The following is a 21596-nucleotide window of genomic DNA, read 5'->3' as shown; positions in this document are numbered from 1 at the left end:
CGGACGACGACGATGAGCGCAATTTCCAGGCCGGCTGGCGACGCCAGCGCGAAACCGTTCGCGGAGCTGCTCGGCTGCTTTGCCGAGCGCCGCGCGGACGCGGGCGCCGCGGGCACGATCGGCTACCGCGAGGCGGGCGACGCGCACGGCGAGCGCTGTCCCGTCGTGTTGCTGCACGGGATCGGATCGGGCGCGGCGTCGTGGGTGCGTCAACTCGATGCGCTCGGCGCGACGCGCCGCGTGCTCGCGTGGGATGCGCCCGGCTATGGTGCTTCGTCGCGCGTCGCGGCCGATTCGCCCGTCGCGGCCGATTACGCGGCGGCGCTCGGCGCATGGCTCGATGCGTTGCGGATCGGGCGCTGCGTGCTTGTCGGCCATTCGCTCGGCGCGATCGTCGCGGGCGCGTTCGCGCGGCGCGCGGGCGAGCGTCTGTCAGGATTGCTGCTGATTTCACCCGCGGGCGGCTACGGCAGCGCGCCCGCCGACGTGCGCGCCGAGCGGCGCGACAGCCGGCTCGCGCTGCTCGCGGCGCTCGGCCCGCAAGGGCTCGCCGACGAGCGCAGCGCGAACATGCTGTCCGCGTACGCGAGCGACGCGGCGCGCGCGTGGGTGCGCTGGAACATGGCGCGCATCGTGCCCGCGGGCTATGCGCAGGCGACGCACCTGCTCGCGAACGCGGACCTCGCGTCCGATCTTTCGCATTATCACGGCCGCATCGCGGTCGCGGCCGGCGCGAACGACGCGATCACGCCGCCCGCCGCATGCGAGCGGATCGCACAGGCGGCGGGCGTCGGGTTGCAGGTGATTCCGCGCGTGGGCCACGCGGGCTATGTCGAAGCGCCCGATGCGTACAGCGCGTTGATCGACGCATTTTGCCGTCAATGCGACGGATCGCGAGGTGCGCCATGAGCGAGCCGCTGCTGAAAGACGCCGACGACGCGAAGAATGATTCGAACTACGTAGTACCTGGGCTCGAGCGCGGGCTGCGGATTCTCGCCGAATTCTCGCCGCGCGAGCCGGTGCTCGGTGCGCCCGAGCTGTCGAAGCGGCTCGGCATCCCGCGCACGACGGTGTTCCGCTTGCTGCAGACGCTCGAATCGCTCGGCTTTCTCGAGCGCGCGGACAAGGATCGCAACTATCGCCTCGGGGTTGCGGTGCTGCGCCTCGGCTTCGAGTATCTGAGCTCGCTCGAGCTGACCGATCTCGGCTTGCCGGTGATCGAAGGGCTGCGCGACGCGACGGGCTTCACGACGCACATCGTGATCCGCGACGGCCGCGACGTCGTGTTCGTCGCGAAGGCGCAGAACGCGGGGCATGCGTTCGGCTCGGTGCGGGTGAACGTCGGCACGCGCCTGCCCGCGCATGCGACGACGCACGGTCACGTGCTGATGGGCGACCTGTCGCTCGCCGAGTTGCGCGCGCTGTACCCCGAACGGGAGCTCGAGCGCGTGACGAAGGCGACGCCGGAAACCCTCGACGCGCTCTTCGACGTGATTCGCGACGACGCGCGCCGCGGCTACGGGATCGGCAATTCGGCGTTCGAGCGCGACATCTCGGTCGTCACCGCGCCCGTGCGCAACGACGCGAGGAAGATCGTCGCGGTCGTCACGGTGACGGTGCCGAGGCCCGAGATCGACGCATCGCTCGTCGCCGACGGGCTGATCGACAAGGTGCTGCGCGCGGCGGCGGAGTTGTCGCGGCGGCTCAACTACCGTTCCGACGACGAAAACACCTATTTGAAGGCTTTGGGATTGCGATGATCCAGATCGATTTGAGCGGGCAGGTGGCGGTGGTGACGGGCGGCTCGTCCGGCATCGGCTACGCGAGCGCCGAGCTGTTTCTGCGCGCGGGCGCGTCGGTCGCGATATGCGGCCGCAGCGACGAGCGGCTCGCGAGCGCGCATGCGCGGCTCGTGCAGCAATTCCCGCGCGAGCGCGTGCTCGCCGCGCGCTGCGACGTGCTCGACGAGGCCGACGTGAACGCATTCGAGCAGGCCGTCGCCGAGCGCTTCGGCGGCGCCGACATGCTCGTCAACAACGCGGGCCAGGGCCGCGTGTCGACGTTCGCGGACACGACGGACGACGCATGGCGCGACGAGCTCGAACTGAAGTACTTCAGCATCATCCGCCCGACGCGCGCGTTCCTGCCGCTGCTGCGCGCATCGGCCGCGCCGACGATCACCTGCGTGAATTCGCTGCTCGCGCTGCAGCCGGAGCCGCATATGGTCGCGACGTCGTCGGCGCGCGCGGGCGTGCTGAGCCTCGTGAAGTCGCTCGCGACCGAACTCGCGCCCGAGCGCATCCGCGTCAACTCGATCCTGATCGGCATCGTCGAATCGGGGCAGTGGCGGCGGCGCCACGAGGCGCAGGCGCGGCCGGGCGAATCGTGGGAAGCGTGGACGGCCGCGCTCGCCGCGAAGAAGAACATTCCGCTTGCGCGTTTCGGCCGGCCCGACGAGGCCGCCTGGGCGCTCTTTTATCTCGCAACGAATCTGTCGTCGTACACGACGGGCAGCCATATCGACGTATCAGGAGGCTTTGCACGCCATGTCTAACAAAACCACGACCACGGTGGGCGAGCTGATCGCCGCCTTCCTCGAACAATGCGGCGTGAAGACCGCCTTCGGCGTGATCTCGATTCACAACATGCCGATCCTCGACGCGATCCATACGCGCGGCAAGATCCGCTACGTCGGCGCGCGCGGCGAAGCCGGCGCCGTCAACATGGCGGACGGCCTCGCGCGCGTGTCGGGCGGCCTCGGCGTCGCGTTCACGAGCACGGGCACCGCCGCCGGCAACGCGGCGGGCGCGATGGTCGAAGCGCTGACGGCGGGCACCGCGCTCTTGCATATCACCGGGCAGATCGAGACGCCTTACCTCGATCAGGATCTCGCGTACATCCACGAAGCGCCGGATCAATTGTCGATGCTCAACGCGATCTCGAAGGCCGCGTATCGCGTGCGCACGGTCGAGACCGTGCTGCCGACGATCCGCGAAGCCGTGCGCGTCGCGATGACCGCGCCGAGCGGCCCCGTGTCGGTCGAGATTCCGATCGACATTCAGGCGGCCGAGATCGAATGGCCGGACGATCTCGCGCCGCCGCACGTCGCGGTGCGCGAGCACGACAGCGCGCGCGTCGCGAAGCTCGCCGACGCGCTTGCGAACAAGCGCCGGCCGCTTCTGTGGCTCGGCGGCGGCGCGCGGCATGCGCGCGCGGAGGTCGAGCGGCTCGTCGCGCTCGGCTTCGGCGTCGTCACGAGCGTGCAGGGGCGCGGCGTGCTGCCCGAAGACCATCCGGCGACGCTCGGCGCGTTCAACGTGCACGCGGCCGTCGAGAGCTTCTACAGGACCTGCGACGCGATCGTCGTCGTCGGCTCGCGGCTGCGCGGCAACGAGACGCTAAAGTACAAGCTCGCGCTGCCGCGTCCGCTCTTCCGCGTGGATGCCGATGCGCTCGCCGACAACCGCGGCTATCGCAACGATCTGTTCGTGCACGGCGACGCGAAGCGCGTGCTCGCCGAGCTCGCCGACCGGCTCGAAGGCAAGCTCGCCGTCGATCCGCGCTTCGTCGACGATCTCGCGGCCGCGCGCGAGGCGGCGGCGGCCGACGTGGGCAAGGGGCTCGGCCCGTACAAGCGTCTCGTCGACACGCTGCAGCAGGCGGTCGGCCGCGACTACAACTGGGTGCGCGACGTGACGATCTCGAACAGCACGTGGGGCAACCGCCTGTTGCAGATCTTCGAGCCGCGCGCGGGCGTGCACGCGTTGGGCGGCGGCATCGGCCAGGGCATGCAGATGGCGATCGGCGCGGCGCTCTCGGGCGCGGCGGCGAAGACCGTGTGCCTCGTCGGCGACGGCGGCTTGATGGTGAACGTCGGCGAGCTCGCGACCGCCGTGCAGGAAAACGCGAACGTGATGATCGTGTTGATGAACGACCAGTGCTACGGCGTGATCCGCAACATCCAGGACGCGCAGTACGGCGGCCGCCGCTGCTACGTCGATCTGCATCAGCCGGATTTCGCGCAGTTCTGCGCGAGCCTGAACCTCGCGCATCACCGGATCACGTCGCTCGACGACGCGGAGCGCATCGTTCGCGAAGGGCTCGCGCACGAAGGCCCGGTGCTCGTCGAAGTCGACATGCTGTCGATCGGCTCGTTCGCGACCGCGTTCGCGGGCCCGCCCGTGAAGAAGGACACGCCCGCGGAGCGCCAATATGCGTAACGCGCACGCTCCCGTCGACGTCGCGATGATCGGCTTCGGCGCGATCGGCGCGGCCGTCTATCGCGCGGTGGAGCACGACGCCGGGCTGCGCGTCGCGCACGTGATCGTGCCCGAGCATCAATGCGACGCGGTGCGCGGCGCGCTCGGCGAGCGCGTCGACGTCGTGTCGTCGGTCGAAGCCCTCGCGTACCGTCCGCAGTTCGCGCTCGAATGCGCGGGGCACGGCGCGCTCGTCGACCACGTCGTGCCGCTCTTGAAGGCGGGCACCGATTGCGCGGTCGCGTCGATCGGCGCGCTGTCCGATCTCGCGCTGCTCGACGCGCTGTCGGAGGCGGCCGATGAAGGCGGCGCGACGCTCACGCTGCTGTCGGGCGCGATCGGCGGCGTCGACGCGCTCGCGTCCGCGAAGCAGGGCGGCCTCGACGAAGTGCTGTACATCGGCCGCAAGCCGCCGCTCGGCTGGCTCGGCACGCCGGCCGAGGCGCTCTGCGACCTGCGCGCGATGACGTCCGAGCAGACGATCTTCGAAGGCAGCGCACGCGACGCGGCGCGGCTCTATCCGAAAAACGCGAACGTCGCGGCGACGGTCGCGCTCGCGGGCGTCGGGCTAGACGCGACGAAGGTGCGCCTGATCGCCGATCCGGCGCTCACGCGCAACGTGCACAGGATCGTCGCGCGCGGCGCGTTCGGCGAGATGTCGATCGAGATGAGCGGCAAGCCGCTGCCGGACAACCCGAAGACGTCCGCGCTGACGGCGTTCAGCGCGATTCGCGCGCTGCGCAACCGCGCGTCGCACTGCGTGATCTGAACGGTTAGGACACCCATCATCATGACTGCATTCGACTCTTCCCTCGTGCCGACGGGCGAGATCCTGATCGGCGGCGAATGGCGCCGAGGCCGCGGCGCGACGACGCCGAATTTCTATCCGGCCGACGGCTCGCTCAACACCGAGATCCACATGGCCGGCGCGGCCGACGCGCACGAAGCGGTCGAGGCCGCCGACGCCGCATGGCGCCGCGCGAACTGGTCGGGCCTGAAGCCGCATCAGCGCGCCGGCGTGCTGTACCGGATCGCCGATCTGATCCACGCGAATCACGAGGCGCTCGCGCAACTGCAGCGGCGCGACAACGGCAAGCCGATCAGCGAGACGCGCGCGCTCGTCGCGAGCGCGGCGAACACGTTTCGCTACTTCGCCGCATCCGCCGAGACGCTCGACGAGGCGCTCACGCCGTCGCGCGGTGACTATCTGTCGATGAGCGTGCACGAGCCGCTCGGCGTCGTCGCGGCGATCACGCCGTGGAATTCGCCGATCGCCTCCGACGCGCAGAAGCTCGGCCCGGCACTCGCGGCGGGCAACGCGGTCGTGCTGAAGCCGGCCGAGGTGACGCCGCTTGCGTCGCTCGCGCTCGCGCGTCTCTGCGGGCAGGCGGGCGTGCCGCCCGGCGTGATCTCGGTGCTGCCTGGCAAGGGCTCGGTGATCGGCGACGCGCTCGTGCGCCATCCGCTCGTGAAGAAGGTGTCGTTTACGGGCGGCACCGAAGTCGGCCGAGGGATCGCACGGCTCGCGGCCGAGAAGCTGATGCCGCTGTCGCTCGAGCTGGGCGGCAAGTCGCCGACGATCGTGTTCGACGACGCCGATCTCGATCACGCGGTGAACGGCGTGCTGTTCGGGATCTTCAGCTCGTCGGGCGAATCGTGCATCGCGGGCTCGCGCCTGTTCGTGCAGCGCGCGATCTACGACGCGTTCGTCGCACGGCTCGTCGACGCGGCGCGCAAGCTGCGCGTCGGCGATCCGGCGAGCGAGCGCACGCAGATGGGGCCGCTCGTCACCGCGCAGCATCGCGACACGATCGAGCGTTACGTCGCGCTCGGCCGCGACGAAGGCGGCCGCGTGCTGTGCGGCGGCGAGCGGCCGACGGGCGAAGGCCGCGACGCGGGCTTCTTCTATCTGCCGACGATCCTCGACGGCTTGTCGAACCACGCGCGAATCTGCCAGGAAGAGATTTTCGGGCCGGTGCTCGTCGCACTGCCGTTCGACGACGAGGCGTCGCTCGTCGCCGAAGCGAACGACAGCGTGTTCGGCCTCGCGGCCGGCATCTGGACGCGCGACTACAAGCGCGCATGGCGCATCGCGCGCGCGCTCGACGCGGGCACCGTGTGGATCAACACGTACAAGCAGTTCTCGATCTCGACGCCGTTTTCCGGCTGGAAGGAAAGCGGAATGGGCCGCGAGAAGGGCAGCCTCGGGATTCGCGAGTACATGCAGCAAAAGAGCCTCTACTGGGGCTTGAACGAATCGCCGCTGCCGTGGGCGAACTGACGCAAAGGATCATCGAATGAGCATTCTCGGCATCGAACAGATTACCTACGGCGTGACCGATCTCGCGACGTGCCGCCGCTTCTTCGCGGACTGGGGGTTGAAGGAGATTGCGTGCGACGACGCGCACGCGCGCTTCGAAACGATGAACGGCTGCACGGTGCTCGCCGTCGACGCGCGGGAGCCGTCGCTGCCGCCCGCGTTCGAAGCCGGCCCGACGCTGCGCGAGGTGACGTGGGGCGTCGGCACGCGGGCGGAGCTCGACGCATTGCGCGGCAGGCTCGCGGGCCAGCCGGGCCACTACGAGACCGACGACGCGATCGGCTGCATCGATCCGAACGGCATGGCGATCCGCATCGAGGTGACGCGCAAGCGCGCGATCGACGTGAAGGGCTCGCTGCCGAACGTGTGGGGCGAGACGCTGCGCGTCGATCAGCCGGCCGCGATCTACGAGCGTGCGGAGCCGATCGAAGTCGGGCACGTCGTGTTCTTCACGAACCGGCTCGCGGAGCAGGAGGCGTTCTATCACGAGCTGCTCGGCTTCGAGACGTCGGACCGCTATCCGGGCCGCGGCGCGTTCATGCGCTGCGCGCCGCACGGCGGCCACCACGACCTGTTCCTGCTTGCGCTGCCTACGGCCAAGCGCGGCCTGAATCACGTCGCGTTCACGGTGCGCGACATTCACGAAGTGTTCGGCGGCGGCATGCACGTGAGCCGCTGCGGCTGGGAGACGCAGCTCGGGCCGGGGCGGCATCCGGTGTCGTCCGCGTATTTCTGGTACTTCCGCAATCCGGCGGGCGGTCTCATCGAATACTACGCGGACGAGGACATGCTGACGCCCGCGTGGCAGCCGCGCGAGTTCGAGCCGGGCCCGACCGTGTTCGCAGAGTGGGCGATCGACGGCGGCCTCGACGGCAACACGCGCCGGCAGAAGAACGCGAAGGCGCCGGAGGGCAAGTTCATGACGGAGCGTAAGGATGACTGAGCAAGCGAATGCCGAAGCGCTCGCCGCGCCGCGTACCGTCGTCGTGATCGGCGGCGGGCAGGCGGCGGGCTGGGTGGTGAAGACGCTGCGCGGCGAAGGTTTCGCCGGCCGCATCGTGATGATCGCCGACGAAACGCATCTGCCTTACGAGCGGCCGCCGCTGTCGAAGGCGGTGCTGGCGGGCGATGCGGACCTCTCGACCGTGCGCGTCGTGCAGCCCGACGAATTCGGCGCGCTCGGCGTCGAAGCATGGCAGCCTGAGCGCGCGGCGTCGATCGATCGCGTGCGGCGCGTCGTGCGCGCGGCGTCGGGCCGCGAGGTCGAATACGATCGGCTCGTGATCGCGACGGGCGGCGCGCCGCGCCGTCTGCCGGAATCGATTGTCAAGACGCCTAACCTTCATTATCTACGCACGCTCGACGAGGCCGTGGCGCTCGGCGAGAAGCTGCGCGCGAGCCGTCGCGTGCTCGTGATCGGGGGCGGCTGGATCGGGCTCGAGGTCGCGGCGACCGCGCGCAAGCTAGGCGTCGACGCGGTCGTCGTCGAAGGCGCGCCGCGCCTTTGCGCGCGCTCCGTGCCGGACGCCGTGTCCGACTTTCTCCTCGAATTGCATCGTGCGAACGGCGCCGACGTGCGGTTGAACGCGTCGCTCGCGTCGCTCGGCGCGCATCCGGACGACGCCGGCCGCGTGCGCGCGGCGCTCGCCGACGGCACGACCGTTGATGCGGATTTCGCGGTCGCGGGAATCGGCCTCGCGCTCAACACGTCGCTCGCGGCCGAGGCGGGCCTGCACGTCGAAGACGGCATCGTCGTCGACGAATACGGAACGACGAGCGATCCGGCGATCTTCGCGTGCGGCGACGTCGCGAATCATCCGAACGCGTGGCTCAAGCGCCGCGTGCGGCTCGAATCGTGGGCGAACGCGCAGAACCAGGCGATCGCGGCCGCGAAGGCGGTGCTTGGCGTGCGCGCGCCGTATGCGGAGATTCCGTGGTTCTGGTCCGATCAATATGACGTGAACCTGCAGATTCTCGGCGACCTGCCGGCCGATGCGCAGCTCGTCGTGCGCGGCGACGTCGCCGCAAAGCGCGCGACGCTGTTCTTCCTGACGGACGGCGCGCTGCGCGGCGTGATCGCGATCAACTCGGCGCGCGAGCTGAAGCTCGCGCGCAAATGGATGAACCAGGGGCGCGCGATCGACGTCGCCGCGCTGGCGGACACGACAAAGGCGCTTGCCTGACCGACGAGAACGACGACATGGAGGAGAACACACGCATGAGCACACTGGAAAGCGTCGTCGCGGGCGGGGCCGCGGCGCAGGCGGCGACCGCCGCGACCCCGGGCGCGATCATCGCCCGCCTCGAGCGGTTGCCCGCGAACGCGATGCAGATCCGCGCGCGCGTGTTGATCGGCACCGCCACCTTCTTCGACGGCTTCGACGTGATCACGATCGCCGCGACGCTGCCGCTGCTGATCCACAAATGGGGGCTGTCGCCGAATCAGGTCGGGATGCTGATCGCGTCCGGCGCGATCGGCCAGTTGCTCGGTGCGTTCCTGTTTCCGGCGCTCGCGGAGAAGCACGGCCGCGTGCGCGCGATCGCGTGGAGTTCGGCCGTGATCGGCGTGACGAGCATCGCCTGCGGATTCGCTTCGACATTCGAAGCATTCGTACTGCTGCGCATCCTGCAGGGCCTCGGCCTGGGCGGAGAGCTGCCGGTCGCCGCGACCTACATCAACGAGATCACGCGCGCGCACGGCCGCGGCCGCTTCGTGCTGCTGTACGAGATCGTGTTTCCGATCGGCCTGCTCGCGTCGATGGCGCTCGGCGCGTGGCTCGTGCCGCGCTTCGGCTGGGAAGTGATGTATTTCATCGGAGGAATGCCGCTTGCGCTCGCGTTCGTGCTGACGCGGCTCGTGCCGGAGTCGCCGCGCTGGCTCGCGTCGCGGGGGCGGCTCGACGAGGCGGGGCGCGCGCTGCACGTGTTCGAATCGGCGGTGAAAGGGCCGCTGCCGCCCGTCGCGCATGCGAGCGAGTTCGACGCGCTCGTGCGCAGTCATCCGAAGCGCCGGATGGTCGATCTGTTCGGGCCGGCCTACCTGAAGCGCACGCTCGCGATCGCGACGCTGTGGGCGACGTGCGGCTTCATCCAATACGGGCTGTCGACGTGGCTGCCGACGATCTACAAGAACTTCTACCACGCGCCGCTGCAGCTCGCGCTGAACCTGGCGGTGATCGGCTCGGTGATGGGCGTGGTCGGCTCGCTCGTGTCGGCGCTCGCCGTCGACGTGGTCGGCCGCAAGCCGGTGATCGTCTGGTCGTTCGTGCTGTGCGCGCTGTCGCTCGCGTTCGCGGGGATCTATCACGCGTCGTCGGTGTACGTCGTCGCGACGTTCTGCTCGCTCGCGCTCGGGCTGATGGCATCGGGCTTCATCACGTCCTACGTATACACGCCCGAGCAGTATCCGACGAGCATCCGAGCGGCCGGTTGCGGGCTCGGCAGCGCGTGGCTGAAGATTGCGTCGTTCGTCGCGCCGATGGTGGTGCCGCGCGCCATCGTCGGAGGCGATCTGAGCCCGGCGTTCTACCTGCTCGCGGCGGTGCCGCTCGTCGCCGCGCTGACCGTGCATTTCGTCGGCATCGAAACGAAAGGGCAGGTGCTCGAGAAACTCGAGGCATAGCGCGGCATTTTCGCGACGTTTGGCAATGCAACATAAACGGCCCGGACATTCCGGGCCGTTTTTCTTTGGCGCGCATCGGCTCGAAAGCGGCAAAAGGGATGCATCGATTGCGGCGATCGGCGCATCCGGCGATTCCGCGCGGACCGGCCAAGGGCGGACCGCTGCGCGCATTCGATAAGTGACATTCCAGGGATTTATTAATGGCGAGTTTAAAACATTTATTAGTGAATATAAATTTGACGACGTGGGATTTATGGAAATGTTAGGTGGATTACATTTCTCACATTCTTTCGCTAGTGTTCGATGGATTACTGTTTTTGATTATTTGAAGTTTGGTCGGGTGGAAAGTTATTAATATCCCTGCCTGCGAGGCGTGATCGGGGTTCGCGATTGATATGCGGGAAATCATATATATGGTTTTTACATTTTAATCGCAATGCGTGATTTCGTATTCGGCGGCAACGTCGTGCGAACCGCGCGCTCGGAATTCAACCCTGCTGACGACCCGTGCGAATTAAATTCACAGGGGATATTGAGTGAACAAAATCTACAATGTTGTCTGGAGTCGGGTGCGAGGCCAGTTGATTGCGGTTTCTGAATTTGCCGGGTCGAATGGAAGCAAGGGATCGACGACGCGCGTCGTCACGGCGGCGCCTCGCATCGGCGCAAGTGCCGCGGCCTCGCGGGCGTCGCGTCTGTCGTGGGCGAAGCTCGGGCTGATGTCGCTGTCGGTGAGCGCGGCGATGGGTTGGATGGCCGCTGACGCCGCCGCGCAGGTCAGCTATGCGGCGGGCTATAACGCCTACGCCGGCCCCGGCAGCAATACGGGCCCGTGGGCGTTCTACAACCCGGCCTTCAGCCCGGGCGCGCTGCTGTACGGCACGGCGGTCGGCAATTACGCGCACGCGAACGGCGAAGGCAGCTCGGCCTACGGCGATCACGCGACGGCGACGGGGCGCATCGGCACCGCGATCGGCGTCTATTCGGAAGCGGCCGGCGACGGCGGCACCGCGATCGGCGCCAGCGCACGGGCGCTGCCGGACTTCAGCCTCGCGATCGGCGCGAACGCGCAGGCGCTGAAGGACACGGGGCAATCGATTCCGGGCCGCGAAGACATCGGCACCATCGCGATCGGCGCGGGCGCGCTCGCGCAGGGCGACAACAGCGATCCGCTGCACGTCGCCGCGCCGAATGCGTTCGGCGGCTACACCACTGCGACGGCGAGCGGCGCGGTGGCGCTCGGCGAGGGCGCCGCGTCGACCGCCTATTACGCGAACGCGCTCGGCTCGTATTCGAAGGCGTCGGGCGCCGGCGCGGTCGCGGTCGGCGGCGGCGCGCAAGCGACGGCTCAAGGCGCGGTCGCGATCGGCGGCGCGACCGGCGTCAACAACGCGACCGCACTGTCCGGCTTTGCTAGCGCGAGCGGCGTCAATGCGATCGCGATCGGTTCCGGCGCGCAGGCGACGGGCAGCCAGTCGATCAGCATCGGCACGGGCAACGTCGTGTCGGGGGCGAACGCCGGCGCGTTCGGCGATCCGTCGACGGTCACGGGCACGGGCTCGTACTCGTTCGGCAACAACAACACGATCAACTCGAACAACGCGTTCGTGCTCGGCAACAACGTGACGATCGGCTCGGGGCTCGACGGCTCCGTCGCGCTCGGCAACGGCACGACGGTGGCGGCGGCCAACCCGACCAGCAGCGCGACGATCACGACGACGTCCGGCGGCCAGCTGACGCTATCCGGTTTCGCCGGCGCGAATCCGACGAGCGTCGTGAGCGTCGGCGCGCCCGGCGCCGAGCGCCAGATCACGAACGTCGCGGCGGGACGCATCACGGCGACGTCGACGGACGCCGTCAACGGCAGCCAGCTGTATGCGGTCGCGAGCACCATCGACAACGCGGTGAACGGCGGCGGGATCAAGTATTTCCACGCGAATTCGACCGCGCCGGATTCGACGGCGGCGGGCACGGACAGCGTCGCGATCGGGCCTGCTGCCGTCGCGTACGGCCAGGACTCGATCGCCGAGGGCAACAACGCGACGGCGGGCGTGAGCGGCAATCCCGCGATTGCGGGCGACGTCGCGTTCGGCAGCGGCGCACAGGCCACGGGCGGACGCTCGCTCGCGCTCGGCGCGAACGCGACCGTCAACACGGCGGGCGGCGTCGCGCTCGGCGCGGGTTCGGTCGCGAATCGCGCGGCCGGCACGTACACCGATCCGATCACGGGCAGCAGCTTCACGACGGCGTTCGGCGCGGTGTCGGTCGGCCTCGAAGGTTCGCTGCGGCAGATCACCAACGTCGCGGCAGGCACGCAGGCGACGGACGCGGTGAACGTCGGGCAGCTGCAAGGCGCGATTGCGCAGCTCAATCAAACGATCCAGAACATCACGAACGGGTCGAACTCGGGCAACAACGGGAACAACGGCAATAACACCGGGCAGACCGTGTCGGGCCAGTGGATCACCGGCAATCCGTCGACCTATACGCCGCCGGTGGCGAGCGGTGTCGGCTCGACAGCCGCGGGCAGCAGCAGCGTCGCATCCGGCGCGAACAGCGTGGCGATCGGCGACGGCGCGACGGCTTCCGGCAACAACTCGGTCGCGCTCGGCGCGCATTCGGTCGCGACTGCGCCGAACACGGTGTCGGTCGGCTCGGCCGGCAACGAGCGGACGATCTCGAATCTCGCGCCGGGCGTCAACGGCACCGATGCGGTGAACGTGAACCAGTTGAACAGCGGCATCGGCAATGCAGTGGGGCAGGCCAATCAGTACACGGATCAGAAGGTCGACCACCTGCGGCGCGAGATGAACGGCGGCGTGGCGGCGGCGATGGCCGTGGCCGGATTGCCGCAGCCGACCGCGCCGGGCAAGAGCATGGTGGCGGTCGCGGGCTCGACGTGGCAGGGCCAGCAAGGTTTCGCGCTCGGCGTGTCGACGATTTCCGAGAACGGCAAGTGGTTGTACAAGGGGTCGCTCACGACCAGCACGCGCGGCGGCACGGGCGCGGTGCTCGGGGCAGGCTATCAGTGGTGATGGGGTGAGGTGAGTCGCGCATGACGGCCGGTTTCGCGCCGGCTGTCCAAACGATAAGGAATCCAATATGAAAATGAACAGGATATCGAAATATGTGGCGGCTGCCGGGTTTTGCGGGGCGCTGCTGGCGGGATGCGGAATGGCGCCGACCACCGCGCCGGACGGCTCGGTCGGGTTCCCGGCGCGCAACAGCGCGTGGCTGAAGGAAGGTACGTTCGTGAACGCCGAGAATCTGCGGCAGATCGGGCCCGGCCTCGACAAGAACCAGGTTTATGCGCTGATCGGCGAGCCGCATTTCAGCGAAGGCATCGTCGGCGTGCACGTGTGGAACTACGTGTTCAATTTCCGCACGGGTCAAGGGCCGGGGGACGTCGTGACCTGTCAGTACCAGATCCAGTATGACGATCACTATCGCGTGAAAGCGACGTACTGGAAGGACCCGGCATGCAAGGCGCTGGCCGACGGCCCGAAGCCGCCGCCGGTGGCGCAGACGGCGCCGAGCGATGAAGTGAAGCAATTCACGCTCGATTACCACCTGCTGTTTCCGTTCGACAAATCGGCGCTGCGCGATCTGCTGCCGAGCGGGCGCGCGGAACTGGACCGGATCGCGACCACGCTGCAGCAGCAATACCAGCACATCCGTTCGGTACGGGTCACGGGCTATACCGATCGGCTCGGCACGGACGAATACAACCGCCAGTTGTCGCATGCGCGGGCCGAAACGATTCGCTCGTACCTGACGACGCGCGGGCTGCCGGGCGATCTGATCGTCGCGCAAGGTTTCGGCAAGGCCGATCCGGTGAGCGCCGGCTGTCCTGCCGGACGTTCGGCCGAGGCGATCGCCTGTCTCGCGCCGGATCGGCGCGTGAGGATCGACGTCGCCGGAGAGCTGCGCTAGTTTCGCGGCGAATCGCTTGCGTCGGCATGCATCGGCGGCCATGACGGCGCCGGCGCATGCCGCGTTTGCGCGTCTATGCGATGGTGCGGTGGTTCGATGGTGCGGTGGTTCGGCCGTGCGCAGGCGCGACGTCCGGCAGTCGCTGAAGGCGGATCAAGCGCGAATTATCGCAAGCATCGCCTCGACCCGGCGCGCGACTCAGCGCACGGCGGTGACGGGCACGCTCGCGATGCGCACGAGGCGGTCGAGGATGCTTTGGTGGAAGAAGTGGGTGATCGCGTGGAGCGGATCGCGGCGCGGGGCGACGACGACGATTTCGTCACAGCCGTTTTCCGTTGCGCACGCGGCGATCGTGTCGGCGATCGGGCCGACTTTCATCGCAACCGAATATTTGACGTTGGCGTCCTTGAGGATGCCGATGGCTTGGGCGAGTTCGCCCTCGGAGAAATCATGCTCGATCTGGCGGAGCTTCGCGAGCGAGTGGAAGGCTTCGAGGCGGGTGGATTCGAGAGGGGGCTGCACGTTGACCAGCACGACTTCGGACGCACATCGCTCGTGATACAGAAACGCGGCGTGCCGTACGGCCTGCAGCGAACGCTGCGAGTGACCGACGGGAACCAGGAGTTTGAGCATGAGAAAACCTGTTCGGTGATGCGATGACGATAGGCTAGTCCTGTCCTCGTCGGCATGGCCTAAAGAATTTTGGGGACGGCGTAAAAATGTCGTAAACGCCCGGTGCGCATTCGCTTAATAAAAAATATAAGAAAAATAAGTTTATGCGCATAAAGGGGCGGGTTCAGCCGGTGACGGATTCGGATCTTCTGCGCCCGGCGCGCATCGAGGCGCGCCGTTGCGCGGTGAGTGCGGCAACGTTAGCGCGTGACCATGGGCAACGCGCTTGTGCGCCGCCGCAAGGCGCTGCGGGTTCGATGCGTCGATTGGATCGTAATCCGAATCGTCTGTCGGACGTCTCAGGGGATGTTGCGGTGCAGCGGGCTATGCGCGGTTCACGGCCGTAGCGCAGTGCGATCCCATGCGTTTATATAATCGTCTGCAATCGTTCGACGCGACGCCGCCGAGCATGGTCGCCCGCGTTGCCGCCGATCGCCCCATCGACCCGCACGGAGTTCCGCATGTCAGCAGGCATTCCCCCGTCTCCCGCCGCATCTCCCGCGCCGTTCGATCCGCTCGTCGAAATGCCCGCTCATGCGCTTGCCGCAGCGATCCGGCGCAAGGACGTTTCGTGCGTCGAGACGATGCGCGCGTATCTCGCCCACATCGAGCGCGTGAACGGCGACGTCAATGCGATCGTCGCGCTGCGCGAGCCCGACGTGCTGCTTGCCGAGGCCGCGCAAAAAGATGCGGCGCTTGCGCGCGGCGAATACGCGGGCTGGTTGCACGGCATGCCGCAGGCGCCGAAAGATCTCGCGATGACGAAGGACATCGTGACGACGCTCGGCTCGCCGATCTTCCGCGCGATGAAGCCGTCGGCCGACGCGATCGTCGTCGAGCGGATGCGCGCGGCGGGCGCCGTGTTCATCGGCAAGACGAACACGCCGGAGTTCGGGCTGGGCTCGCACACGTTCAACGAGGTTTATGGTGCGACGCGCAATCCGTACGATCTGTCGAAGAGCGCGGGCGGCAGCAGCGGCGGCGCGGCGGCCGCGCTCGCCGCGCGGATGCTGCCCGTCGCCGACGGCAGCGACTTCGGCGGCTCGCTGCGCAATCCGGCCGCGTTCTGCAACGTGTACGGCTTTCGCCCGTCGCAAGGGCGCGTGCCGCGCTGGCCGAGCGTCGACGTATTCATCCAGCAGCTCGGCACGGAAGGGCCGATGGGGCGCACGGTCGTCGACGTCGCGCAGCTGCTTGCGATCCAGGCGGGTTACGATCGGCGCGATCCGCTGTCGCTCGCCGAGGAGCCGCGGCGCTTCGCGCAAGCGCTCGATGCCGACTTGCGCGGCAAGCGGATCGCATGGGTCGGCGACTGGAACGGCTATCTCGCAACGGAGCCGGGCGTGCTCGAACTGTGCGAGGCGAGCTTCGACGCGCTGCGCGCGATCGGCTGCGACGTCGACGCGGCGCTGCCGTCGTTCTCGCCGCAGCGGATCTGGCAGACGTGGCTCGTGCACAGGCATCTGCTGTCGGGCGGGAATCTGCTGACGCATTACCGCGAGCCGTCGCGGCGGGCGCTGCTGAAGCAGGAGGCGATCTACGAAGTGGAAGGCCTGTTCGAGCTTGGCGCGTCCGACGTATACGACGCGAGCGCCGCGCGCAGCGCATGGTATCAGGCGCTGATGACGTTCTTCGAACGGTATGACTACATCGCCGCGCCGACCGCGCAGGTCTTTCCGTTCGACGTGGATCTGCGCTGGCCGCGGACGATCGCCGGCCGCTCGATGGATACCTATCACCGCTGGATGGAGACGGTCGTGCCGTGGACCCTCGCAGGCTGCCCGGCGATCAGCGTGCCGGTCGGATTCAACGCGGCGGGATTGCCGATGGGCATGCAACTGATCGGCCGGCCCCGCGGCGATTTCGCGGTGCTTCAGCTCGCGCGCGCATACGAAAAGGAGCGTGATTGGGTGAATGCGCGCCGGCCCGTGTTATCCGGCGCTTGAATCAAAAGAATGCGGCGCAGCCGCTCGCCCGATGCGGTCGACGGGCGGCACGCAGAGTCGCTCAGCGCAAGTGGCGAGATCTATTCTGGCCGCAGCCGGGTGATGACTGTCCCGACTGACGGCTGTTGGTGACGGGCGCGGAACGATACCCGAAGTTATTTTGTCATGCTGAATTGTTTGGGGCGGTTAGGCCGCGCCAATTAAACCGATTCACTTCGTCATCCTCAATTCGTTCGCCGGCAGCCGGCTCGTCGATTTCAATTCGCGCATCGAAATGGTGCTGAGCAGTTCCTTGACGCCCGGCAACGACCGGAGCCGATTCAACACGAAACTCGAGAACGTATCGAAATTCTTCGCCACGATCTGCACGAGATAGTCGTGCTGGCCGGTCGTGTTGTGGCACGCGACGACTTCCGGCATCGCCATCACGCCCGCCTCGAACGCGCGGCAGGTTTTTTCGGTGTGGCTGTCGAGCGAAATGTTGACGAACGCGACGATCTCGTAGCCGAGTGCGCGCCGATCGAGGATCGCCTGATAGCCCGAGATGAAGCCGTCGGCTTCGAGCCGACGCAAGCGCTTCCAGCACGGCGCCGCCGACAGCGCGACGCGATCGGCCAGCTCCGCGTTGCTGAGGCGTCCGTTCTCCTGCAGGATCTTCAGGATCTTCAGATCTGTCTCGTCCAGCTTCATGCCGATCGCCATTTTTTTATGAGGAAAATGAAAGAAGAAAGATTCTTTTGATTATAGGGGTGAGCGGGAATGAAATGGAAAGCATATTTCCTGCTAGCTTTTTTACACTAATTCGATTGGCGATCGGCGCCGCGCGCGGCCTGCCGCCTGCCGGCAACCCGCTTCGCATTCATCGTAAAAAGGAGCCACCGCATGACGTATTCGAGCTATCACAAGAAGGACATCGACGGTCGTCCGTTGCATCCGGAAACGCAGATGATGTCGTACGGATTCGACCCGTTTTTGTCCGAAGGTGCGGTGAAGCCGCCGGTGTTTCTGACGTCGACGTTCGCGTTCCGCTCGGCGGAGGACGGCGCCGATTTCTTCGACGTCGTGTCCGGCCGCAAGCCGCTGCCGCAGGGCGAGGCGGCGGGCCTCGTCTACAGCCGCTTCAATCACCCGAACCTAGAGATCGTCGAGGATCGCCTCGCGCTGCTCGACGGCTCCGAGGCGGCCGTCGTCACGTCGAGCGGGATGTCGGCGATCAGCTCGATTTTTCTCGCGTTCCTGCGCCCGGGCGATCAACTGGTTCAGTCGGTGCCGCTGTACGGCGGCACGGAAACGCTGATCGCGAAGTACTTTCGCGAATGGGGCGTCGCTGCGCACCCGATCCAGGACGGCCTGTCGCCGCAGTCGATCGGCGCGGCGCTCGAGGCCGCCGCGCAGCAGGGCCCCGTGCGGCTTTGCTACGTCGAGACGCCGGCGAACCCGACCAACGCGCTGATCGATCTCGACGGCATGCGTCGCGAGCTCGACGCGTTCGAAGCGCGTCACGGCTATCGCCCGATTTCGGTGTGCGACAACACGTTGCTCGGGCCGATCTTCCAGAAGCCGAGCGAGCACGGCGTCGACATGTCGGTGTATTCGCTGACGAAGTACGTCGGCGGCCATAGCGATCTCGTCGCGGGCGGCGTGACGGGACGCCGGGATCTCGTCGCGAAGGTTCGAGCGGTGCGCAGCGCGTTCGGCTCGCAACTCGATCCTCACTCGTCGTGGATGCTGATCCGTTCGATGGAAACGGTCGTGCTGCGGATGAAGCAGGCGGCGCGCACGGCGTCGGCGGTTGCGAAGTGGCTCGCGACGAATCCGTATCAGAAGGTCGACGTCTATCATCCGGAGCTGATCGTCGACGATGCTTATCAGGTTGTGTACAAGCGGCAATGCGAGGGCGCCGGCTCGACGTTCGCCTTCGTGCTGAACGGCGGCCGCGCCGAAGCGTTCCGGTTCATCAACGCGCTGCATCTGTTCAAGTCGGCGGTGAGTCTCGGCGGCACCGAGTCGCTGATCTGCCATCCGGCGTCGACAACGCATTCGGGCGTTCCGGAGGTGGCGCGCAAGGCAGCGGGTGTGTCGGAAGGGTTGATTCGCGTGTCGATCGGGCTCGAGCACGAAGAGGATCTGATCGCCGATCTCGACAACGCGTTTCGCCGGTCCGGCCTCGCGGCGGGCGGCTGACGCGCCTGCGGCGAGTGTGTGGGGGATGAATCGGCGTCGTCAGTGATCCTGAGCGATCGACGCGCCGGGCTCGTTTGCGTTCGTCGATAACGTCGCGCGATATCCGAAGAATGCCGGAATTTGGCTTCGACGGATGGCGGCGCGCCATTGATCGGAGTCGATCGATTTTTATCGATCGGCTCCGGTTTCCATTCCAGTCAATTGGAATGGGACTGGTACGTCGACAGTGCCGCGATGATCGCGTTTCTCGATTCGATGAAGTCTTTTTGCACTCGCTTGATTTCCTCTCCCGTTTTGGCGAAGCCGATCTTCGGCACGAGCGTCGCTGCGTACAGATCGACGATCCATTGAGGCGGGTGTGGCGATATCTCTCTGACGAGCTTTGCAGCGATGATTTCCGCGTCGATTGTTGAGGTATCCATAATGAAGTTTTCAAGTAATCGATGTGGTTAACCTAGGTAATTTTTGGCGATTGGTCAATTCGTCGGCCGATGTTTTTTTTGAGTGCTCGATTAATCGATTTTTTAAAATGGGGCGGTGTCGAATTCAATAAGGCATTCGAAAGAAATCAGATGTTGAATTTTGCTGCGGGAGCGCGCGATGCCGTGCGCATGGAACAGTTGCCGTCACCGCAAGCACGGCATCGGTTTCGGCCGCCGACCGCCGACCGCCGACCGCGGACCGCAGGTCATCGATCACGCCACATCCGTTCAATCGCGGTTCAACTGCGCGAGCCGGCGAACGTCGATTCGCCGCGCGTGTGCCGTGCAACAGATCCGGCGGCGCCGCCGCATGCATGTCCCCGCAACATGGCCCGTCAATACGTTTCGATATGTATCCGTGATTGCATTCGCCGCATGCTCGCCTCGACAATTCTGCTGGCAGGATTCACAGGGAGATTCGATGAAATCAATCAATCGCTTCGCGAAGCGCGCGGCGCTCGTCTGCTGCGCAAGCGGCGCGTTCGCGAGCGGCGCTGCGTTCGCACAGGTCGATCTGCAAAGCCTCGGCGCATCGCTGCTCGGCGGCGGCGGTGCGACGCAGCAGGCGAGCACGTCCGGCGCATCCGGCATGTCGCAGCTGCTGCAGTCGTACGTCGGCGCAAATCAGCAGGTGCTTGCCGGCCAAGCGAGTCTCGCGTCGGCGATGGGGCTCTCGGGCGCGGCCGGGCAGGCGCAGCACGCTGCGGGCCTGTTGACCAACGGCGGCGCGAACGCGCTGACGCCAGGCGCGCTGTCGCAGGTCGGCGGCGCGCAGCAGTCGGTCGCGCAGGCGCTGACGCAAGCGTTCGCATCGGGCGGCGCGAACGGCGCCGCGCCGGGCGCGGGCGTCGACAAGGCGGCGTTCACCCGCGGCCTCACGTCGCTCGGCGAAGGCGTCACCCAGTATTCGCAGCTTCAATCCGGGCTCGGGAATCTCGGCGCGTCGAACCCGGCGTCGCTGCTGCAGGCCGGGCTGGACCCGAACAACCTGCAAGCCGCGTCGTACATCGCGCAGAATGCGCCGAACCAGTTGCAGGCGATCGGCGGCACGCTCGGCGCGGCCGTGCAGTTCGCGGCGAGCCACGGCATTTCTGTGCCGTCCGTCGCATCCGCGGCGCTCAAGCTGCTGCCGTAACGCGTGTTGTCGATGCGCGCGCCGCCGCGACGGCCGGCGCGCGCTTTTCCCCGCGTCGGATGGGGTTATCCGCGTAATGCTATGGTGACGCGATTCGTCATCCTCGGATTGCCTACATGCGCGACGCAGTCGATCTTTCCCGTTATTTCGCCCGCATCGGTTATCGCGGACCTGCGCAGCCGACGCTCGACGTCCTTCGCGAGCTGCAACTGCTGCATCCGCAGTCGATTCCGTTCGAGAACCTCAATCCGTACACGGGCGCGCGCGTCGCGCTCGACCTCGAATCGGTCGTCGACAAGCTGATCGAGCGGCGTCGCGGCGGGTACTGCTTCGAGCAGAACAAGCTCTTCTACACGGTGCTCGTGCAGCTCGGCTTTCGCGTGACGCCGCTGATCGCGCGCGTGCGCTGGCAGCGTCCGCCCGACGTGTCGACGCCGCAGACGCACATGCTGCTGCGCGTCGATCTGGACGGCGCGACGTGGTTCGCCGATGTCGGCTTCGGCTCGACGACGCTGACGGCGCCGCTGCGCTTCGATCCGAACGTCGCGCAATCCACGCCGCACGGGACGTTTCGCGTCGTCGACGCGCCTGTCGCGGGCGAGCTCGAAATCGAGTGCGAGACGCCGGCCGGCTGGCAGCCGCTGTATCGCTTTTCGCTGAAGCCGGTCGAGTGGGTCGATTACGAGGTCGCGAACTGGTACACGTCGCGTCATCCCGATTCGTTCTTCACGCACGACCTCGTCGTGTGCCGAATCCTGCCCGATGCGCGCGCGCTGCTTTTCAACGATGCGGTGACGCTGCGGACGACGGACGGCGCGGCGCAAACGACCCGGCTGCCGGATGTCGACGCATGGGCGGCGTGCGTGCGCGAGCGCTTCGGCCTCGACCTGAGCGGATTCGATGTGGCGGCGCTCTACGCGCGGGCGGTCGCGCGCGCCGCCGACGAGCGCGAGAGCGACGAGACGACTTGAATCGGCGTTGCCGGCCGGACGCAGGTAAGTTGGGGCGCGATGCTATTTGCCGAAGGCGCGGACCGACTCAGT

Annotated in this window: 18 protein-coding genes and 1 pseudogene; 15 read left to right on the top strand and 4 right to left on the bottom strand. The window is 67.1% G+C overall.

Annotated elements, in window-relative coordinates:
* The first annotated feature begins 12 nt into the window (after positions 1-12).
* The 11 genes from WS91_RS06755 (at position 13) to WS91_RS06705 (ending at position 14134) form a co-directional block, all read left to right on the top strand.
* Positions 13-909 (top strand): alpha/beta fold hydrolase, encoded by an 897-nt coding sequence (locus tag WS91_RS06755; protein ID WP_059646723.1) that lies wholly within the window; start codon positions 13-15, stop codon positions 907-909.
* Positions 906-1760, top strand: a complete 855-nt coding sequence (locus WS91_RS06750) for an IclR family transcriptional regulator (protein WP_038744096.1) — start codon at positions 906-908, stop codon at positions 1758-1760. The genes WS91_RS06755 and WS91_RS06750 overlap by 4 nt, the downstream gene beginning before the upstream one ends.
* Positions 1757-2554 carry an SDR family oxidoreductase gene (locus WS91_RS06745; RefSeq protein WP_059646721.1) on the top strand — a complete coding sequence of 266 codons (798 nt, stop codon included), beginning with the start codon at positions 1757-1759 and terminating at the stop codon, positions 2552-2554. Before WS91_RS06750 ends, WS91_RS06745 begins: the two co-directional genes overlap by 4 nt.
* Entirely contained in the window at positions 2547-4220 is a 1674-nt protein-coding gene (locus WS91_RS06740; protein ID WP_059582509.1) for a thiamine pyrophosphate-binding protein, read from the top strand. The genes WS91_RS06745 and WS91_RS06740 overlap by 8 nt, the downstream gene beginning before the upstream one ends.
* The gene (locus tag WS91_RS06735) at positions 4213-5028 is read left to right on the top strand and encodes an aspartate dehydrogenase (protein WP_038744102.1); all 816 of its coding nucleotides are present in this window, start codon (positions 4213-4215) and stop codon (positions 5026-5028) included. The genes WS91_RS06740 and WS91_RS06735 overlap by 8 nt, the downstream gene beginning before the upstream one ends.
* A 21-nt stretch (positions 5029-5049) precedes the next feature.
* On the top strand, positions 5050-6540 hold the full coding sequence (locus tag WS91_RS06730) for an aldehyde dehydrogenase (RefSeq protein ID WP_059582508.1): 1491 nt from the start codon (positions 5050-5052) through the stop codon (positions 6538-6540).
* 16 nt (positions 6541-6556) lie between these two features.
* Positions 6557-7522: a VOC family protein gene (locus tag WS91_RS06725; protein ID WP_038744106.1), complete on the top strand. Its 966-nt coding sequence runs from the start codon at positions 6557-6559 to the stop codon at positions 7520-7522.
* Positions 7515-8762, top strand: a complete 1248-nt coding sequence (locus tag WS91_RS06720) for an NAD(P)/FAD-dependent oxidoreductase (RefSeq protein ID WP_038744108.1) — start codon at positions 7515-7517, stop codon at positions 8760-8762. Before WS91_RS06725 ends, WS91_RS06720 begins: the two co-directional genes overlap by 8 nt.
* Before the next feature lie 35 nt (positions 8763-8797).
* The gene (locus tag WS91_RS06715) at positions 8798-10201 is read left to right on the top strand and encodes an MFS transporter (protein WP_038744203.1); all 1404 of its coding nucleotides are present in this window, start codon (positions 8798-8800) and stop codon (positions 10199-10201) included.
* 569 nt (positions 10202-10770) lie between these two features.
* Entirely contained in the window at positions 10771-13236 is a 2466-nt protein-coding gene (locus WS91_RS06710; protein WP_059669971.1) for a YadA family autotransporter adhesin, read from the top strand.
* Between the two features lie 67 nt (positions 13237-13303).
* Positions 13304-14134 carry an OmpA family protein gene (locus WS91_RS06705; protein ID WP_059669970.1) on the top strand — a complete coding sequence of 277 codons (831 nt, stop codon included), beginning with the start codon at positions 13304-13306 and terminating at the stop codon, positions 14132-14134.
* A gap of 198 nt (positions 14135-14332) precedes the next feature.
* On the opposite strand, the gene WS91_RS06700 is transcribed toward WS91_RS06705, so the two are convergent.
* Positions 14333-14767: a universal stress protein gene (locus tag WS91_RS06700; protein ID WP_038744113.1), complete on the bottom strand. Its 435-nt coding sequence runs from the start codon at positions 14765-14767 to the stop codon at positions 14333-14335.
* A gap of 500 nt (positions 14768-15267) precedes the next feature.
* On the opposite strand from WS91_RS06700, the gene WS91_RS06695 reads away from it, so the two are divergent.
* A complete protein-coding gene (locus WS91_RS06695) occupies positions 15268-16752 on the top strand; it encodes an amidase (RefSeq protein WP_038744115.1) in 1485 nt (494 codons plus the stop codon).
* Positions 16753-16962: 210 nt separating this feature from the next.
* On the opposite strand, the gene WS91_RS06690 is transcribed toward WS91_RS06695, so the two are convergent.
* Together WS91_RS06690 and WS91_RS37880 are read right to left on the bottom strand one after the other, a co-directional pair.
* The gene (locus WS91_RS06690; protein ID WP_038744207.1) at positions 16963-17442 is read right to left on the bottom strand and encodes an Lrp/AsnC family transcriptional regulator; all 480 of its coding nucleotides are present in this window, start codon (positions 17440-17442) and stop codon (positions 16963-16965) included.
* 16 nt (positions 17443-17458) lie between these two features.
* Positions 17459-17655, bottom strand: a pseudogene (locus tag WS91_RS37880) (hypothetical protein).
* Here WS91_RS37880 and WS91_RS06685 point away from each other — a divergent pair.
* On the top strand, positions 17635-18936 hold the full coding sequence (locus WS91_RS06685; RefSeq protein WP_059669969.1) for a cystathionine gamma-synthase family protein: 1302 nt from the start codon (positions 17635-17637) through the stop codon (positions 18934-18936). The pseudogene WS91_RS37880 and the gene WS91_RS06685 overlap by 21 nt on opposite strands.
* 197 nt (positions 18937-19133) lie before the next feature.
* On the opposite strand, the gene WS91_RS06680 is transcribed toward WS91_RS06685, so the two are convergent.
* Positions 19134-19358, bottom strand: a complete 225-nt coding sequence (locus WS91_RS06680; protein WP_038744118.1) for a hypothetical protein — start codon at positions 19356-19358, stop codon at positions 19134-19136.
* Between the two features lie 481 nt (positions 19359-19839).
* Here WS91_RS06680 and WS91_RS06675 point away from each other — a divergent pair, with 481 nt between their 5' ends.
* Both WS91_RS06675 and WS91_RS06670 read left to right on the top strand, forming a co-directional pair.
* Entirely contained in the window at positions 19840-20553 is a 714-nt protein-coding gene (locus WS91_RS06675) for a hypothetical protein (RefSeq protein WP_038744120.1), read from the top strand.
* Positions 20554-20669: 116 nt separating this feature from the next.
* Positions 20670-21524 carry an arylamine N-acetyltransferase family protein gene (locus WS91_RS06670; protein WP_059646713.1) on the top strand — a complete coding sequence of 285 codons (855 nt, stop codon included), beginning with the start codon at positions 20670-20672 and terminating at the stop codon, positions 21522-21524.
* Positions 21525-21596: the final 72 nt, after the last annotated feature.

This window comes from Burkholderia sp. MSMB1498 (genome assembly GCF_001526245.1).
In the GTDB taxonomy this organism is placed as follows: Bacteria; Pseudomonadota; Gammaproteobacteria; order Burkholderiales; family Burkholderiaceae; genus Burkholderia; species Burkholderia savannae.
Note: the sequence above shows the minus strand (reverse complement) of the source record. Positions and strands in the feature narration are given on the sequence as shown.